This is a genomic window from Rhodococcus sp. NPDC003382 (assembly GCF_053589135.1).
Genome location: NZ_JBSFRH010000055.1, coordinates 1 through 13,633 on the forward strand (window position 1 = coordinate 1; position 13,633 = coordinate 13,633).

The following is a 13,633-nucleotide window of genomic DNA, read 5'->3' on the forward strand; positions in this document are numbered from 1 at the left end:
CTCGGGGCGCAGCAGACCGATCAGCGACTTGAGGAACACCGACTTACCGGTACCCGACGGACCGAGCAGCGCAGACACCTCACCGGCCGGCACGAGCAGGGGGTGGTCACTTCGGTTCGTCGGGGTGATTCCGCAGATGGATCACGCTCGAGATCAACCCGCCCCACAATGTGGCCAGGGCCAGGATCATCATCACGATCGCCGAGGTGTTCACAGGTTTCCTCCCGGTTCGGTTCCCGCGGCCACGGCGTCGGGCCGATTCTCGTCCTCCTCGTAACCGAGGTCGACGTCACGACGCCAGGGAACGAACGACATCACGATCGCCAGCACGAGGACCGCGGCCTGCACCCCCCAGCCGAACGTCGTCACGAGATTGCCCGGCAACCCGCCGTATCCCTCCCGGATACGGTCGCGAATCTCGCTGAAGAGCATGTAGCCGAGCACGATCGGGGTGATCACCCCGACGAAGACCTGCCAGATCGTCCCGACGTGGAACGACGACACCGAGTTCAGGTGATCGCGCAGCTCGGGCAGGCGACGCAGAACCCACGCGATGACGACGACCGCCACGAACGCCACCCCGACGATGCCGAACTGGTTCGCGAACCTGTCGACGACGTCGAGGGTGTTCAATCCGGTGGTCGTCGGGAACAGCAGCAGCGACACGATCGCCGAGAAACCGCCGATGATCAGGACCGCCGGTACCTTCCCGAGACCGGTCTTGTCCTCGAATGCCGACAGCGTTACCTGGATGATGCTGATCATCGAGGTGAACCCGGCGAACACGAGGGACGCGAAGAACAGCACGCCGAACAGCGGTCCGCCCGGCATCTGCGACACGATTGTCGGGAACGCGATGAACGCGAGTCCGATACCTCCCGACACGACCTCGCTCACCTGCACGCCCTGTGCCTGCGCCATGAAGCCGAGGGCCGAGAACACGCCGATACCGGCGAGCACCTCGAAGCTCGAATTGGAGAAGCCCACGACCAGACCCGAGCCGGTCAGATTGGTGTGCTTCTTCAGGTACGACGAGTAGGTGAGCATGATGCCGAACGCCACCGACAGGGAGAAGAAGATCTGCGCGTAGGCCGCGATCCAGACGCCCGTGTCGGTCAGTGCGTCCCAGTTCGGGGTGAAGAAGGCGTTCAGGCCCTCGACCGCACCGTCGAGGAACAGGGCCCGGATCACGAGGGTGCCGAACAGGACGACCAGCAGCGGCACGAAGATCCGGTTGGCGTTTCCGATGCCGCGCTGGACTCCGAGGGCGAGCACGCCGAGCACGGCCACCCACACCAGCAGCAGAGGCCACGAGACACCCGGCACGAATTCGAGGCCGAACGAGGCGTCGGGGTTCGTGTGCAGGAAGTCGTTCAGGAAGAAGCGCTCGGGATCGTCACCCCATGCCTCGGAGATCGAAAAGTAGGTGTAGCAGGCCGCCCAGGCCACGATCACCGCGTAGTAGACGCCGATGACGAAACACACGAATACCTGCCACCAGCCGAGGAACTCGCTGCCGCGGGCCAGGCGACGGAACGCCAGCGGCGGGGACCCCCGGAACTTGTGGCCCATCGCGTAGTCGACGAACAGCAGGGGTATACCGGCGGTGAGCAGCGCCACCAGATACGGGATCAGGAATGCGCCGCCACCGTTCTCGTAGGCGACGTAGGGGAACCGCCAGATGTTTCCCAGGCCGACGGCCGAGCCGATCGCCGCCATGATGAACACCGACCGCCCCGACCACACCTCACGCTTCTGCGTCACCACGGGTTCCGCTCCTTTACTCGGTTCACGTGTGTCGACGCTATCGCCCGCGATGGAGGAACAGGTCGATTTCCGGGGGCTGGCGCGGCGTCCGATCGGGTTGAGCATCGACGACGAACGCCTTCGCAGGGTTTCGCCGACATCGCTGCCCGGTGCCGGGGAGTCACCTACCCTGGATCCGTTGCGTTGCTGGTCACCCACGGTCGCGGAAATCAGGTGGCGCCATGGTCGAAGCCGCAGGGTCGCCGAGCCCGCCGGACGACGCTTCCGGTCGACCCGAACCGCTGTCGCGACGGGACCGGTGGCGGATCGTCTTCTACGCCCTGGCTCGTCCGTCCCTGACCACGGTGGGGTTGCTGCTCGTCTACTTCCTCGTGCCCCTCGACCACGTCGGCGACCTGTCCGCTGCAGTGGCGCTTGCCGCAGGGCTTCTCGTGGTCGTCGCCCTGGGCTGGTGGCAGCTCCGCCGGATCATGGCCTCCGAATATCCCGGGGCGCAGGCGGTCGAGGCGCTCACCACCGTGGTCGCGTTCTACCTCATGCTGTTCGCGACGGTGTACTTCCGGATGTCGGTGGTGAGCGCCGGCAGCTTCGACGAGCCACTGACCCGGATCGACGCCCTCTACTTCTGCCTGACCGTGTTCGCGACCGTCGGCTTCGGTGACATCGCCGCCGTCACCCAACCGGCACGGGTCGTGGTCTCGGTGCAGATGATCGCCAACCTGGTCCTCATCGCCGTCGGCATCCGCGTGTTGTCCGCGGCCGTGCAATGGCGGCGGCGGCAGCGCGGCATCGGCTGATCCGGAGTCCTTGCCGAAGAATTCCCCATTTCCGCATGTCCGCCCGCCGACGCGGGTGATCCTTGTCCGGAACCCGGCGATTGTCGATGAAACGGGGGTCCGGAAATGGTGGAGTGGTCAACGGTCGTCGTCGACAGCGCCCTGTGGACGGTGAAGGCCTTCGTCATCACACTCGTCGTGTCCGTCGCCGTGATCGCAGCGTTGGTGCGCTTCACCCGCTGGGGACGGCAATGGTGGCGCATCGCAGCGTCGTATTTCGATCCCCGCGCCGGAACCGCCGGTCTCGGACTGGCTGCGCTGGTGCTGTTCCTGACGGTGTTCGCGGTGCGGATGAACGTGCTGTTCTCCTACTGGTACAACGACTTCTACACCGCGATCCAGAATCTCGACGAGCCGGCGTTCTGGCGATTCATGCGGATCTTCGCGCTCCTCGCCGCGGTGCACGTGCTGCGCGCCCTCGTCGTCTATCTCGTCGGCCAGACCCTCGACATCAACTGGCGTACCCACCTGAACGAACGGCTCGTGGATCGCTGGCTCGATTCCGGGGCCTACTACCGGGAGCGTTTCGTCGACGACCCGGTCGACAACCCAGACCAGCGGATCCAGGTCGACATCACGGACTTCGTCACCACGACCCGGGTCCTGTCGATGGGGGCGGTCAACGCGGTGCTGTCGATCGTGAGCTTCACCGGCATCCTCTGGGACCTGTCCGGTCCGATGACACTCTTCGGCGTCGAGATTCCGCGCCTGATGGTCTTTCTCGTGTTCATCTACGTCCTGGTCACCACCGCGGTCGCGTTCTGGATCGGCCGGCCCCTGATCAGGCTGAACTTCCTCAACGAGAAACTCGGCGCGACCTACCGCTACGCGCTGGTCCGGGTGCGCGAGTACGGCGAGTCCATCGCGTTCTACCGCGGGGAACCCGTCGAACGCGGTGGCCTGCTCGCGAAATTCGCCGCGGTCATCCGGAACTGGTGGCGACTGGTGTTCCGGACTCTGAAGTTCAACGGTTTCAACCTCGCCGTCAATCAGCTCTCGGTGATCTTCCCGTTCCTCGTTCAGGGGCCGCGGCTGTTCGCCGGTCAGGTGACCCTCGGCGACGTGATGCAGACGTCCAACGCGTTCGGTCAGGTGCACGATTCGCTGTCGTTCTTCCGTGAGTCCTACGACGACTTCGCCGCGTTCCGGGCCACCACGATTCGTCTCACGGGCTTGCTCGACACGACCGACCGGGCGGGGAAGCTGCCCACCCTCGCCGCGACCGAGCAGGGGGAGCGTCTGGACCTGAGCGGCCTGTCCGTCACCACTCCCGCCGGGGACCCGCTGGTCACCGACCTGTCGCTGAACGTCGAGCCGGGCGAGGCACTGCTGGTGCGCGGGGCGTCGGGCAGCGGGAAGACCACCCTGCTGCGCACGGTCGCGGGACTGTGGCCGCATGCGCACGGCGCGGTCGGGCGCCCCGCCGGTGACGCGCTGTTCCTGTCGCAGCAGCCGTACATGCCGCTCGGGACGCTGCGCGACGCACTCACCTATCCGGACCCCGCCGACACCGCCGAGGTCGGCAGGGACGACGCCGCGCTGCGCCGGGTTCTGGAACGAGTCCAACTCGGGCACCTGGTGGGCCGGCTGGACGAGGCGGCGGACTGGACCCGCATCCTGTCGCCCGGGGAGCAGCAGCGCCTCGGCTTCGCGCGGATCCTGCTCGCGGAACCGGCGATCGTGTTCCTCGACGAAGCGACCGCCGCCGTGGACGAAGGACTCGAGAACTCGCTGTATCGCACGTTGCGGGAGGCGCTGCCCGAGTCGGTGATCGTGAGTGTCGGTCATCGGAGCACGCTCGACGGATTCCACGACCGGATCCTCGAACTCCGCGGCGGTGGACAGTGGGCCGTCACCGATCGCGTGCGGTGACAACTTAGGCAACGTAACGGATTTCGTGTTGCGAATGGGTCTCCGATTGGGGACCAAAGCCCTCCATGGAATGTCGCAGATCACAGTTCCGTTGCGAGATGTATGTCACAGCGGATAAGATTGACACGTTCGCGCAGCCTTTGGCCCTCAGGTCACCGGTTCGCGAGTGGGGAGCATTTCGGTGTGGACGCCGACTCTGTAAGCAGCACAGAGAATTCGGCATTCTCGATGTCCGCAGTCCGAGTGCAGTGCGGCGCGCCGGGGGTGCCGCGGAGGGCCGGGTGGGCGGCCGCCGATGAATGTTCAGCGTCGAAAGCAGGCTCAGATGACCACTGCTCCAGATCATGTTCAGCCGCTCGAGCGGCCCGTTTCTCGCGTCCGTCACGTGGCCGGAACCGTCGGAAGCGCGGCGCTCGTCGCCGGTGTGCCCGCGGGCGTCCTCACCGAATCGCTGCTCGTCGGCCTCGTCGTCGCGATCGTCACCCTCACGTGCGTGCTCCTCGCTGAATTCATGATCTGATCCCGGCCTGTCACAGGCGGGGCGCGGCCGGTGTCTACATGGTGTCCCTGTACCGGCACCCGAGGAGCCCACCATGACCGGCGAACCCAGAATCCCCAAGGCAGAGCTGACCGGAATCTACGGCGCACTCGTCACACGAATGGCGCGCAGAATGCTCGGTGACGTGCCCGACGGCATCGGCGTCCTGTGGCACAACCGGAAAGTGATGAACTTCAGCGTCGGCATGGGCCGCAAGGCGCAGAAATGGGATCGCTGCGACGCGAATCTCAAGTCGTTCGCGCACATGGCAGTGGCGAGCCTCGTCGGATGCGGCTTCTGCCTCGACTACGGCTACTTCGAATCCCGCAATAGGGGACTCGACGTGGCGAAGGTGCGCGAGGTGCCCCGGTGGCGCGAATCCGACGTGTTCTCACCGCTCGAGCGCGATGTCATGGACTACGCCGAGGCGATGACCCGGACGCCACCGACCGTGAGCGACGAACTGTCGGCACGGTTGCTCGACGCCCTCGGGGCCGAGGCGCTCGTCGAACTGACCATGTACATCGCGCTGGCGAATACCGCGACCCGATCCAACGTCGCATTCGGTATCGAATCGCAGGAGTACGCGTCGATCTGCGGTCTCGAACCTCTCGCCACTCCGTCCGCCACCCCATCGGGCAACGCATGACCGACGATCCGTTCGTCACCCACCGCAGCCTGCTGTTCACAGTCGCCTACGAGATGCTCGGCTCCGCCGCCGACGCCGAGGACGTCGTCCAGGAGACCTGGATGAAGTGGGCCGGCGTCGAAAGATCCGACGTGGTGGACGCCCGGGCCTACCTGGTCCGGATCGTCACCCGACTCTCGCTCAACCATTTGCGGGCGGCGACGCGTCGCCGCGAAGACTACATCGGGGAATGGCTCCCCGAACCGCTGCTCACCGGGCCCGACGCCGGGGCGGACGTCGAGCTTGCCGAGAGCGTCTCGATCGCGATGCTCACCGTGCTCGAGACGCTCGCCCCCGTCGAACGCGCCGTGTTCGTGCTGCGCGAGGTCTTCGACACCCCGTACGACGAGATCGCCCGGGCGGTCGACAAGAGTCCGGCGGCGGTTCGTCAGATCGCGCACCGGGCCCGGGAATACGTGACCGCGCGGCGGCCCCGTATGCAGGTGGACCCGGATGAGCAGGCCGTGGTCGTCGAGAAGTTCCTGACCGCGGTGTCCACCGGCGATCTGCAGGGCCTGCTCGAGGTCCTCGCTCCCGATGTCGTCGCGATCGCCGACGGCGGCGGGATCGTCCGGGCGGCGCGGAAACCGATCGTGGGGGCCGAGGTCCTGGCGTCGCTGCTGGTGCGTTTCGCGAACATCCCCGGATTCACCGTGACCCGCGTGGACGTCAACGCGATGCCCGGCTTGCGCATCGAGGCCGCCGGGGCGACCGTCGTCGGTGCTGTCGCGGTCGAGTACGGACGGATCACCCGCATCTACGGCATCAGCAATCCGCACAAGCTGGGCCGGATGGGCTCGGTGGTGGAACTGCGCCGCTGATCGGCGGACTGCCGGAGATGCCCCGAGTGACGGTTGACGTACCGACATATCGGTACGTCAACCGCCATTTCCGCCCGCATCAACCCCAGCAAGTGCCGTTCAGGCGTCGTCCGGCGCGGGGTGCGCGTCGCGCCACGCCGCCCACACCTCGGGACGCAGCTTTCCTCGGTCCGGCACCACCAGGCCGGCGGCGCGCGCCCACGCGCGTACCTGCGCGGTGCTGGGATCTGCCGAGGTCGAAGCGGGATCGGGTGCGGTCCCGACGGACTTGTGGGCATCCGGGACGATGCGTTCGCGCGCGACGACGTCGTCCTCGGCCCACTGGTGTGCGGCCGCGAGAAAGCGGTACGTCCATTCCTCGGCGAGCGCGCGGGTTTCACAGAACACGATCGGCACATTCGGATAGCGGACCTGCAGCTCGGCGAGACCGTCGGCGACCAGGGCGGGACGAACCCAGCTCACCTTGAACACCGCCGAATAGCGGTCCTCGACGACCACCGCGGCGCGGGGCAGAGCAGCAAGTTCGGCCATCGCGAACCGCAGTTTGCCGTTGGTCAGGCTCGACACCAGATCGGACAGCGACTTGCGCTCCACCGAGGCGACCAGGCCCTCGTCGGAGAAGAGACCGTAGTCGCCACACGTCAACGGACGGATGAGCGTGGTGACCTGCTGGCCCGAGAACTTGTAGGCGTAGCGCTCGTGGGAGTCGACGACGATGGTCAGATCGGCGAGCCCCGCCGCGCGGGCGGTGGGGGTACGGACCTGGGGACGGGCCTGCTTGCGGGTGCGCGGCGACTGCCAGAACACCATGTCGCGGCCACGGGCCTTGGTGAACACGACCTGGGAGCGGTTCTCCCGGCTCCGGTCGACGACGAGATCGATTGCGGCACCCCGTCGTACACACGACCGCACACCCACGCGCTCGACCACATCGGGCTCCTCGGGCCATTCGTCGGCCGGAACCGGATAGCAGAACAGCGCTTTGGTGCGCGGCCACGTGTCGGATGTGCGGAACACGAGTCCGCCCTCGAGCGGCAGGCGCATCAGGAACTTCAGGCTCGAACCCGGATCGGGATTGCGCGCGATCACCAGGTCCACGATCGTCGTCACCTCCCGATAGGTCGGTCATCATGTACGACCCACCCTAGGGCGAGCGGAGACGGCTCGCGGGCGAGACCACGCGATGTGGTTCCGCCCGCGAGAATCGTCCGGGTCAGCGACCGGGCACGATGTCGATGTTGCCCCTGCACACCGCGTTCTGTGTGTTGAGGAACCACCAACCCCCGCCGGTCTGCGTGGTGACCGTGAAGTCCACGTTCCCGACCCCCGTGAACGTCCGGTTGATCGGGATGCCGGGCTTCTGCTGCCAGGCAGCCTGCTCGCTGACCGAGCGCCCGGATTCCCCGGTGGTGTTGTTGTGCCAATCGACGATGACCTGCGTGCCGTACCAGTTGGGCCCGATGCTCGGGAAGAGACCCGGAGGCGGCGCCGGCAGTTCGTTGCCGCCGCTGAGCAGCAGTGACGGAACGAGCGCATTCCCGTTCGGCGGCAGCGATTCCCCGGAACCGGCGGTGATCGTCCAGGTGAACGGCGGAGCCCACGGCAGCGGGTTCGCGCTTCCGCACGTCATCGTCGTCGACGTCGCCGCATTGGCGACACCGCCCCCTCCGATCGCCAGTGCAGCCGCCACGCCGGCGGCGGCCAGGATCGACGCACCCGTGCGTTGGATCGTTCGTCTCCCCATTGAAACTTCCTTCCGCATCGTCGAACTCCGAATACCAACCTTCCCTTCCTAGCGGGTATGGGTCGATTCGTCCCGATTTCGGGCGCGGTGTGTCGGAGTGGCGGCCGGAGGGGCCAGAAAGGCGCACGAGCGCAGAAGGCGCAATCAGTGGTGGTGCCCCCGGTGAGACTCGAACTCACACTGGACGGGTTTTGAATCCGTTTCCTCTGCCAATTGGGATACGGGGGCGTCGTGCGGAGACCACTGTAAGGGATCGGGCGGAACGGTCAAACACCGGTACCCTTCTATCGATCGCCTTCGATCCCGGAGGTGGCCCGAACGACGCGAGCGATGAGGAGAAGGCCGACGATGACAGCCGCCCCGCACGAGAACTCCACCACGCCCCGCCGGGTCGTGGTCGCCGAGGACGAGGCGCTGATCAGGCTCGATCTTGTCGAGATGCTGCGCGAAGAGGGTTACGACGTCGTCGGGGAAGCCGGTGACGGGCAGCGCGCCGTCGAGCTTGCGGCCGAGCTGAAGCCGGATCTGGTCATCATGGACGTGAAGATGCCGCGCCGCGACGGAATCGACGCCGCATCCGAGATCGCCGAGCGTCGGATCGCGCCCGTGGTGATTCTCACAGCGTTCAGTCAGCGCGAGCTCGTCGAGCGTGCCCGCGACGCCGGCGCGATGGCATATCTGGTCAAGCCGTTCTCGAAGTCGGATCTGGTTCCCGCGATCGAGGTGGCCGCCAGCCGCTTCGCCGAGATCCGCGAGCTCGAGAAGGAGATCGCCGGACTGAGCGAACGATTCGAGGTCCGCAAGCTTGTCGACCGTGCCAAGGGCATGCTGATGGAGAAGCATGCGATGACCGAGCCTGAGGCGTTCCGGTGGATCCAGCGCGCGGCGATGGACCGCCGGACCACGATGAAGCAGGTCGCTCAGGTCGTCATCGACACGCTCGGGGCCGAGAACGGGGGCTGAGCCCTCGCCCCGGTCGTTACGGCTGCGTCAATTCTTCCTCCCTCTGTATAACGGTCGGATCACAACGATTTCGGCGTGGTTCGCCGCGCGCGTCCGACGGTTATGTTTCGACCCACCATCCGGTGAATCCACCGGGATGCGTTGAGGTCGACAGAAGGAGAGTTGGATGGCAAAACGGACCATCGTCCGTGCCGCTGCGCTCTTGGGGGCGGCGTCTCTGGCGCTCGCCGGTTGCAGTTCGGACAGCGATTCCTCCTCGGACAGTGCCGAGGGCACGTCGAACGGCACGACCACGGTTACCACCGACTGCGAGCCCGACCAGGCGACCGCCGGCGCGACACCCGTGACCACGCCGCTGCGGATCGGCACCCTGCTGCCGGAAACGGGCAGCCTGTCGTTCCTCGGACCGCCGATGGTCGCGGGTACCCGGCTCGGGGTCGACGACGTCAACGCCGCCGGCGGAGTGCTCGGCCAGCCGGTCGAACTGGTCACCGGCGACTCGGGCGACACCACCACGGACACCGCGAACGCCACCGTCGACCGCGAACTGGCCGCCGGCACCCAGGTGATCGTGGGCGCGGCCTCGTCCTCGGTGTCCCTGAAGGTGCTCGACAAGATCGTCAGTGCGGGCGTCGTGATGTTCTCACCGGCGAACACCTCCGACCAGTTCGTCTGCTATCCGGACAAGGGCATGTACTTCCGGACCGCGCCCACCGACGTGCTGCAGGCCCAGGCGCTTTCCCAGCTCATCGCCGAGGACGGCGCGCAGCGGGTGTCGGTGATCGCCCTCAACGATCCGTACGGGACGGGTCTGGCCGCGAACACGGTCGACAACCTCGTCGAGGCCGGTATTCCCGAGGATCAGATCCAGAAGATCATCTACGACCCGAACGCGCAGTCGTTCAACGCCGAGGTCGACCAGATCCGCGATTTCGCGCCGGATGCGGTGGCGCTCATCGGTTTCGAGGAGTCCGCGAAGATCATTACCCGCATGCACGAGGTGGGGATCGGCCCGTCCGACGGCATGCACGTGTACGGCGTGGACGGCAACATGGGTAACGCGCTCGGCGAGAACATCGCCCCCGGCCTGCTGGCCGGCATGCGCGGCACCACCCCGCTCACCGACGTCGGCCCGGAGTTCCAGGCCCGGCTGAAGGTGGTCGATCCCGGTCTGATCGATTACAACTACGCGGGCGAATCCTATGACGCCGTGGTGATCTCGGCGCTCGCCGCCGAACAGGCCAAGTCGACGGCCGGTGTCGACATCGCCGCGAACATCAACGACGTCACCAAGGACGGCACCAAGTGCACGAGCTACCAGCAGTGCCTGGACCTCCTGCGGAACGGAGAGAACATCGACTACGACGGCATCACCGGTGAACTGAGCTTCGTCGACGCCGGCGAGCCGGGCATCGGGTCCTACGGCAGTCTGCTGTTCGGTCCGGACAACAGGCTCACCACCGAAGGGTTCATCGTGGTCGGCGAATAGCGACCGCACACGACCGGGGCCGGGAATCGAACGATTCCCGGCCCCGAGTCGTTGCCGACACCGCGCGGCTCAGGGCCGCTTCTTCTCCTGGCTGCCCGCGAGCGTGCCCAAGTAGAGTTCGATGACCTTGGGATCGTGCATGAGATTGGTGCCGGTGTCGGTGTAGGCGTTGCGTCCCTGGTCGAGGACGTAGCCGCGATCGCAGATCTGCAGGCACCGCCGCGCGTTCTGCTCGACCATGATGATCGAGACGCCGGCCGCGTTGATCTTCTTGCAGCGGATGAACACCTCGTCCTGGAACATGGGGGACAGGCCCGCCGACGGCTCGTCGAGCAACAGCACCGACGGATCCATCATCAGTGCCCGTCCCATCGCGACCATCTGCCGTTCACCGCCGGACAACGCGCCGGCCTTGATCTTCCGGCGCTCGGCGAGCAGCGGGAACAGCTCGGCGACGAACGCGAATCGTTCCGCGAACTGCTTGGGCCGCAAGTAGATTCCCATCTCGAGGTTCTCCTCGATGGTGAGCGACGGGAAGACGTTGCGGGTCTGCGGCACGTACCCCAGTCCTTTGCGGACGAGCACGTGCGCGGGCGCGGAGGCGATCGACTCGCCGCGTAGCACGACGTCGCCCTGCCGGACCGGGATCAGGCCGAACAGCGCCTTGAGCAGTGTCGATTTGCCGGCTCCGTTGGGGCCGATGATGCCGACGATCTCGCCCTCGCGCAGGAAGAAATTGCAGCCCCGCAGGATGTCCACGCCCGGGAAGTATCCGGCGACGAGGTCGTCGGCCCGCAACAGCGCGCCTTCGGCGAGCCGGGCGTGTTCCTGGGGTGTCGCGGCCAGTTCGGCTGCGGTCATCCCGGCCTCGGGTGTTGTGGGGGAAGGGTTCTCGGTCACGGCCGCTTCTCCTCGGTGCCGGGTTCGGGGGCGTCTGGCATGTCGGCGAGAACCGCCGCGTCCGGTTCGGACAGGTCGCCGCCCGTCTCGAGAGTCGCGACGACGGCTTCCTCGAGTGCCTCGGCGAGCACCGCGGTCGCGCCGACCGGGTTGCCCTCGGCGTCGAATTCGAGTGCCTGGTCGTGGTGGCTGCCCAGGTAGGCGTCGACCACGACGCTGTTGCCCGACAATGCTTCCGGGGGCGCTTCGGCGATCACCGCGCCCTGCGCCATCACCACGACCCAGTCGGAGACCTCCCGGATGACGTCCATGTCGTGTTCGACGAACACCACCGTCATCCCGTCGTCGCGGAGGGACTTGATGTGGCCGAGCAGGCTCTGGGTGAGCGCCGGATTCACGCCGGCCATCGGCTCGTCGAGCATGACCACTTCCGGGTCGGTCATCAGCGCCCGCGCCATCTCGAGCAGTTTGCGCTGACCACCGGACAGCGACCCGGCCAGGTCGTCGGCCTTGGCGTCCAGCGAGAAGCGGGCCAGCAGTTCGTGTGCGCGTTCGGTGATCTCGCGTTCCTGCGCCTTCCACGTCCACGGCAGCAGCGCCCCGGCGATCCGTTCGCCGCGTTGCCCGGTTGCACCGAGACGCACGTTGTCGAGGACGGTCATCTTCGACAGCGCCTTGGTGAGCTGGAAGGTACGCACCATGCCGCGCCGGGCGACGCGATGCGGATGCATCCGGCCGAGGTCGACACCGTTCATGCTCCACGTGCCGGTATCCGGGCGGTCGAAGCCGGTGAGCAGGTTGAACAGGGTGGTCTTGCCGGCGCCGTTGGGTCCGATCAGGCCGGTGATGCACCCGCGCTGGATCTCGAGGTGCGCGACGTCGACGGCTTTGAGGCCTCCGTAGGCGCGGGAGACGCCGTCCACGACCAGCACCGGATCGGGTTTGGCCACCCCGGGTTCCTGCGGGACCGCGGCGAACAGCGCGGCTCGGGTGGCGGCGTCGAGTGGCGATCGATCGGTGACGTCACGCATCGAGTTGCACCTCCCTCTTGTTTCCCAGGATGCCCTGCGGCCTGAACACCATCATCACCGCGATGAGCACGCCGAGCAGGACGAATCGCATCGCGCCGACCTGCTGCTCGGTGAGCGGCAGCAGCGGATCCGGTCCGGAGATGGCCTGCCGCAGCAGTGCGTCGGGGATGGCGAGCAGGAACCAGAACAGCATGGCGCCCAGGACCGGACCGAACACCGTGGCGGCACCACCGAGGATCAGCGCGCCGAACGCGAAGAACGTCTGCGCCGTCGAATAGAAGTCCGGATTGATCGACTTGGTCTGCAGGGCGTTGAAGATGCCGCCCAGACCGCCGATGACACCGCCGAGCACGAGGGCCTGCATCTTGTAGACGAACACGTTCTTGCCGAGCGACCGGGCCGCGTCCTCGTCTTCCCGGACCGCCTTGAGCACGCGGCCCCACGGGCTGTGCGTGAGGAGGTACACGAATCCGCACAGCACCAGGACGAGGGTCCAGCCGATGACCATCGCCCACAGGTCGTCGCCGTAGAAGCGCATCCCGAGTATCGAGTACTGGCGGCCGGAATCGAACGGGCTCGACTCGGTGAACGGCCCCGCGAATCCGTAGAGGCCGTTGGTGGAGCCGGTGACCGAATCGGATGCGGTGGAACGGAACACCAGGCGCAGGATCTCGGAGGCCGCGATCGTGACGATCGCGAGGTAGTCGGCGCGCAGTCGCAGTGTCGGGATACCGAGGATCAGGGCGAGCAGCGCGGCGGCACCGAGACCGACGAGGATGCCGAGCCACAGCGGCTGGTCGTAGGTGACCGTCATGATGCCGACGCCGTAGCCGCCGAGCAGGGCGAACCCGATCTGGCCGAAGTTCAGCAGGCCGGCGTAGCCGAAGTGCAGGTTGAGTCCGATCGCGAGCAAGGCGTAGAAGATCGCGGACGGCCCGATGAGCTGGGCAAACGAAATCTGGAGTGCGGCGAGGATGTCCATGG

The 13,633-nt window shown here is 66.6% G+C and carries 14 protein-coding genes, 1 tRNA gene and 1 pseudogene; 7 read left to right on the top strand and 9 right to left on the bottom strand.

What is annotated here, in order from left to right; translation table 11 throughout:
* From ACWDUD_RS26355 to ACWDUD_RS26365, 3 genes and pseudogenes are all read right to left on the bottom strand, one after another.
* Window positions 1–93: pseudogene (locus ACWDUD_RS26355) on the bottom strand (ATP-binding cassette domain-containing protein); the annotation flags it as partial.
* A gap of 13 nt (window positions 94–106) precedes the next feature.
* The gene (locus tag ACWDUD_RS26360; protein ID WP_450111239.1) at window positions 107–214 is read right to left on the bottom strand and encodes a methionine/alanine import family NSS transporter small subunit; all 108 of its coding nucleotides are present in this window, start codon (window positions 212–214) and stop codon (window positions 107–109) included.
* Entirely contained in the window at window positions 211–1,764 is a 1,554-nt protein-coding gene (locus ACWDUD_RS26365) for a sodium-dependent transporter (RefSeq protein ID WP_450111240.1), read from the bottom strand. The genes ACWDUD_RS26360 and ACWDUD_RS26365 overlap by 4 nt, the downstream gene beginning before the upstream one ends.
* Window positions 1,765–1,988: 224 nt before the next feature.
* Between ACWDUD_RS26365 and ACWDUD_RS26370 the strand changes: the two genes are divergently transcribed.
* From ACWDUD_RS26370 to ACWDUD_RS26390, 5 genes are all read left to right on the top strand, one after another.
* Window positions 1,989–2,564: a potassium channel family protein gene (locus ACWDUD_RS26370; RefSeq protein WP_450111241.1), complete on the top strand. Its 576-nt coding sequence runs from the start codon at window positions 1,989–1,991 to the stop codon at window positions 2,562–2,564.
* 108 nt (window positions 2,565–2,672) lie between these two features.
* Window positions 2,673–4,475 (top strand): ABC transporter ATP-binding protein/permease, encoded by a 1,803-nt coding sequence (locus ACWDUD_RS26375; protein ID WP_450111263.1) that lies wholly within the window; start codon window positions 2,673–2,675, stop codon window positions 4,473–4,475.
* A gap of 385 nt (window positions 4,476–4,860) precedes the next feature.
* Window positions 4,861–4,995 (top strand): hypothetical protein, encoded by a 135-nt coding sequence (locus tag ACWDUD_RS26380; protein WP_269437646.1) that lies wholly within the window; start codon window positions 4,861–4,863, stop codon window positions 4,993–4,995.
* 73 nt (window positions 4,996–5,068) lie between these two features.
* Window positions 5,069–5,662, top strand: coding sequence for a carboxymuconolactone decarboxylase family protein (locus ACWDUD_RS26385; protein WP_450111242.1), 594 nt, complete (start codon window positions 5,069–5,071; stop codon window positions 5,660–5,662).
* A complete protein-coding gene (locus ACWDUD_RS26390) occupies window positions 5,659–6,522 on the top strand; it encodes an RNA polymerase sigma-70 factor (RefSeq protein ID WP_450111243.1) in 864 nt (287 codons plus the stop codon). The genes ACWDUD_RS26385 and ACWDUD_RS26390 overlap by 4 nt, the downstream gene beginning before the upstream one ends.
* Window positions 6,523–6,621: 99 nt before the next feature.
* Here the strand turns inward: ACWDUD_RS26390 and ACWDUD_RS26395 are convergent, their stop codons facing one another.
* The 3 genes from ACWDUD_RS26395 to ACWDUD_RS26405 form a co-directional block, all read right to left on the bottom strand.
* Window positions 6,622–7,623 carry an ERCC4 domain-containing protein gene (locus ACWDUD_RS26395; RefSeq protein WP_450111264.1) on the bottom strand — a complete coding sequence of 334 codons (1,002 nt, stop codon included), beginning with the start codon at window positions 7,621–7,623 and terminating at the stop codon, window positions 6,622–6,624.
* Between the two features lie 112 nt (window positions 7,624–7,735).
* On the bottom strand, window positions 7,736–8,266 hold the full coding sequence (locus ACWDUD_RS26400; protein WP_450111244.1) for a hypothetical protein: 531 nt from the start codon (window positions 8,264–8,266) through the stop codon (window positions 7,736–7,738).
* 151 nt (window positions 8,267–8,417) lie between these two features.
* Window positions 8,418–8,494: transfer RNA gene (locus ACWDUD_RS26405), tRNA-Leu, on the bottom strand.
* 120 nt (window positions 8,495–8,614) lie between these two features.
* Here ACWDUD_RS26405 and ACWDUD_RS26410 point away from each other — a divergent pair.
* Entirely contained in the window at window positions 8,615–9,229 is a 615-nt protein-coding gene (locus tag ACWDUD_RS26410) for an ANTAR domain-containing response regulator (RefSeq protein ID WP_197253568.1), read from the top strand.
* Between the two features lie 166 nt (window positions 9,230–9,395).
* A complete protein-coding gene (locus ACWDUD_RS26415) occupies window positions 9,396–10,718 on the top strand; it encodes an ABC transporter substrate-binding protein (protein WP_450111245.1) in 1,323 nt (440 codons plus the stop codon).
* A gap of 69 nt (window positions 10,719–10,787) precedes the next feature.
* Here ACWDUD_RS26415 and ACWDUD_RS26420 read toward each other — a convergent pair whose 3' ends face one another.
* From ACWDUD_RS26420 to ACWDUD_RS26430, 3 genes are read right to left on the bottom strand one after another with little or no spacing between them, the layout of a single operon-like run.
* Entirely contained in the window at window positions 10,788–11,579 is a 792-nt protein-coding gene (locus ACWDUD_RS26420; RefSeq protein ID WP_248676000.1) for an ABC transporter ATP-binding protein, read from the bottom strand.
* A 35-nt stretch (window positions 11,580–11,614) separates the two neighbouring features.
* Window positions 11,615–12,649, bottom strand: coding sequence for an ABC transporter ATP-binding protein (locus tag ACWDUD_RS26425; RefSeq protein WP_197253572.1), 1,035 nt, complete (start codon window positions 12,647–12,649; stop codon window positions 11,615–11,617).
* Window positions 12,642–13,631: a branched-chain amino acid ABC transporter permease gene (locus ACWDUD_RS26430; RefSeq protein WP_450111246.1), complete on the bottom strand. Its 990-nt coding sequence runs from the start codon at window positions 13,629–13,631 to the stop codon at window positions 12,642–12,644. The genes ACWDUD_RS26425 and ACWDUD_RS26430 overlap by 8 nt, the downstream gene beginning before the upstream one ends.
* Between the last annotated feature and the right edge of the window lie 2 nt (window positions 13,632–13,633).